The sequence below is a fragment of the Caulobacter sp. D5 genome, from assembly GCF_003185805.1.
GTDB lineage: Bacteria > Pseudomonadota > Alphaproteobacteria > Caulobacterales > Caulobacteraceae > Caulobacter.
The window spans coordinates 1-2466 of record NZ_QHJY01000044.1 but is presented as its reverse complement, the minus strand read 5'-3'; the positions used below and the strand labels follow the sequence as shown (position 1 = coordinate 2466).

General features: G+C 69.1%; 2 protein-coding genes and 1 pseudogene. All 3 read left to right on the top strand.

Annotated features, from left to right (window positions below):
* Window positions 1-561: pseudogene (locus tag DMC18_RS25860) on the top strand (hypothetical protein); the annotation flags it as partial.
* Between the two features lie 28 nt (window positions 562-589).
* A complete protein-coding gene (locus DMC18_RS03425; RefSeq protein ID WP_110121198.1) occupies window positions 590-1513 on the top strand; it encodes a phytanoyl-CoA dioxygenase family protein in 924 nt (307 codons plus the stop codon).
* Between the two features lie 65 nt (window positions 1514-1578).
* Window positions 1579-2394: an enoyl-ACP reductase gene (locus DMC18_RS03420; protein ID WP_058348535.1), complete on the top strand. Its 816-nt coding sequence runs from the start codon at window positions 1579-1581 to the stop codon at window positions 2392-2394.
* Window positions 2395-2466 lie beyond the last annotated feature (72 nt).

The following is a 2466-nucleotide window of genomic DNA, read 5'->3' as shown; positions in this document are numbered from 1 at the left end:
CGCCTGCTGGCGATCGACGGCCTGCCGATCCTCGCCAAGTTCGGCCAGGTCGACATCGAGTTCGTGCATCCCTTCAAGCGGCTGGCGGCCGGCGCCCTGGCCTTCGACGAAGCCGAGTTCGACGCCTTCGCGGACGAGACGATCGCCCGCTACGTCGCCTTCCTGCTCGATGCCGTTCCAGCAAGCCAGCGGTCCCGCGTGCGGGTGATGTCGCTGTTCCCGCCTACCCTGTCGGACGCCGCTTGGCGCGCCGGCTACGTCAACGGCCACATCGTCGACCAGCACGGCCCGGCCGGCCAGGATCTGGCGGCGGCGCTGGTTGGCTTGGAAATCCCCGACCTTGCGCGACGCACCGCGCTGCATCGCCGCGTAGGCGAGCGCCTGCGCGAGGCCGTGGAAGCCGAGGGCCTGACGTTCGTCGATGATCTGGCGCCGTTCCTGGGGTCGGACGGGCTGGTCGATCCCGCCCTGCTCGGTCCGGTCGCCAGCCGCGACCACCATCTCGACTTCCGCGCTTCCCGCGCCGCGATGCTTGACCGGATCTGGTCGATCGTCGATTGAGTATCGCCACGGTTCGGGGCGTTACGAAATGTCATCTCGTGTTGCGGGCGCGGCGGCGCAGGCGGTTTCCGCGCCTTGGATCGACGCCGGGGATCTCGAGGATCGTCTGGCCCTGGCCGATGCGCCGGAGGCGCACAAGGCCTTCGCCCGAGACCTGGCCCGCGACGGCCTGGCGATCATCGATCTTGGCGACGACCTGCTGGACCTCTGCGACCGCATCGACACCGAGACCGCTCACCATTTCGAGAGCGGCGCCACGCGGGTGCACGACGCCTGGCGGCGGTCGGAGGCCATCCGCCGGGTCGCGACCCATCCGGAAATCCTGGCGCGCCTGGCCCTGGCCTATGGCCGCGAGCCCTTCCCGTTCCAGAGCCTGAATTTCCATCGCGGCAGCCAGCAGGACATCCACGCCGACACCCTGCATTTCCACGCCGAGCCCGGCGGCTTCATGTGCGGCGTCTGGCTGGCGCTCGAGGATGTGCGGCCCGAGGCCGGCCCCCTCGTCTACTATCCGGGCAGCCACCGCCTGCCGGTGCTGACCATGGCCGAAGCCGGCGCCGAGGACGGCGGGACGACGGCGGCCAACTACAACGACCTCTACGGCCCGGCGATCCTGCGACAGCTCGACGAGGCCGGCCTGAAGCCGAACCTGGCCATGCTCAGGAAGGGCCAGATCGCGGTGTGGGCGGCCAACCTCGCCCATGGCGGCTCGAAGATGCTCGACCCGGGCTCCACGCGGCGCTCGCTGGTGCTGCACTACTATTTCGAGGACTGCGTCTACTACACGCCGATGCTGTCGACGAAGGACCGTCAGGCGCGCCGCCTGCCCGCCGACATCGCCACCGGCGGATGGCGCTGGCCACGTCGCGCGGGCCGCCGGGTAGCGGTTCCGGCCAAGCAGCTGGCGGCCGCGATCGTCTACCGGCTGACCCGCCACACGCCGCGTTTCTAGGCCGCCGGGGTTCCGTCGTCGCGACGGGACTGCTAACCAGCGGCCAAAGATCAAGGAGCCGACCGATGGCCGACGACTACGCATTCCCCAAGGGCGAGCTGATGGCGGGCAAGAAAGGCCTCGTCATGGGCGTGGCCAATCACAACTCGATCGCCTGGGGCATCGCCAGCCAACTGGCCGCCCAGGGCGCCGAGATGGCCTTCACCTACCAGGGTGAAGCACTGGAGCGCCGCGTGCGCCCGCTGGCCGAGAGCATCGGCGTCAACACCCTGATCCCGGCCGACGTCACCGACGACGCCTCGATGGACGCGGCCTTCGCCGCCATCGAGGAGAAGTTCGGCACGATCGACTTCGTGGTGCACTCGGTGGCCTTCGCCAACAAGGACGAGCTGAAGGGCTCGTTCGTCGACAACACCACCCGCGAGGGCTTCCTCACGGCGATGAACATCTCGGCCTTCAGCTTCGTCGACGTGGCCAAGCGCGCCGCCAAGATCATGCCGAACGGCGGCTCGCTGATCACCATGACCTATCTGGGGTCGGAGCGGACCATCCCGAACTACAACACCATGGGCGTGGCCAAGGCCGCCCTGGAAGCGGCGACCCGCTACATCGCCCGTGACCTTGGCCCCAAGGGCATCCGCTGCAACGCCATCTCGGCCGGCGCCATGCGCACCCTGGCTCTGGCCGGCATCGCCGGCGGCCGCGGCATGATTGCCCAGGGCCGCGCCTTCAGCGCCATGAAGGAAGACACCTCGATGGAAGGCGTCGCCGGCGCCGCCCTGTGGCTGGTCTCGGACCTGGGCCGTTCGACCACGGGCGAAGTCGTCCACGTCGACGCCGGCTTCCACATGATGGGCATGCCCGACGAAGCCGAGGGCTGATCGTTTTCCCGATCCCTCTCCCCTTGCGGGAGAGGGTGGCCTCCGAAGGAGGTCGGGTGAGGGGTCTCTCAG

Coding starts and splice junctions, on each gene's coding strand:
- DMC18_RS03425 (WP_110121198.1), top strand. CDS start 590: ATGTCATCTCGTGTTGCGGGCGCGGCGGCGCAGGCGGTTTCCGCGCCT.
- DMC18_RS03420 (WP_058348535.1), top strand. CDS start 1,579: ATGGCCGACGACTACGCATTCCCCAAGGGCGAGCTGATGGCGGGCAAG.